This window comes from Paenibacillus sp. P5_B5, from assembly GCF_056400365.1.
The window spans coordinates 1-527 of the sequence record NZ_JBFULK010000059.1 but is presented as its reverse complement, the minus strand read 5'-3'; the positions used below and the strand labels follow the sequence as shown (position 1 = coordinate 527).

1 protein-coding gene is annotated in these 527 nt (G+C 41.4%); it reads left to right on the top strand.

Annotated elements, in window-relative coordinates:
* Positions 1-527: ATP-binding cassette domain-containing protein (locus AC1DOK_RS24530; RefSeq protein WP_477556889.1), on the top strand; the 527-nt coding region annotated here is incomplete at both ends.

Below are 527 nucleotides of genomic sequence, written 5' to 3'. Positions count from 1 at the left end.
CCGAGAATGACAGTTGGTAATATTATTGCTGAAGGGATCGATATTCACAATTTATATACCGGTAAGAAACGTAAAGATCGTGTAAGAGATATTCTACAAGCGGTAGGTCTTAATGAAGAGCATATGAATCGATTCCCGCATGAATTCTCTGGTGGTCAACGTCAACGGATTGGGATCGCTCGTGCACTTGCGATCGAACCACAATTTATTATTGCAGACGAGCCTATCTCTGCACTTGATGTATCCATTCAAGCGCAGGTTGTGAATTTGTTCAAGAATTTGCAAAAGGAATTTGGCTTGACCTATTTGTTCATTGCGCATGATCTTTCGATGGTGAAGTATATTTCCGATCGAATTGGTGTGATGTATCTCGGAAACCTGGTGGAGGTTACTTCATCAACTGAGCTATACGCCAAACCACTTCATCCCTACACAGAATCATTGCTAGCTGCGATTCCAATTCCTGACCCTATTATTGAACGTAACCGAGAACGTATTATATTAGAAGGTGAAGTGCCATCTCCATT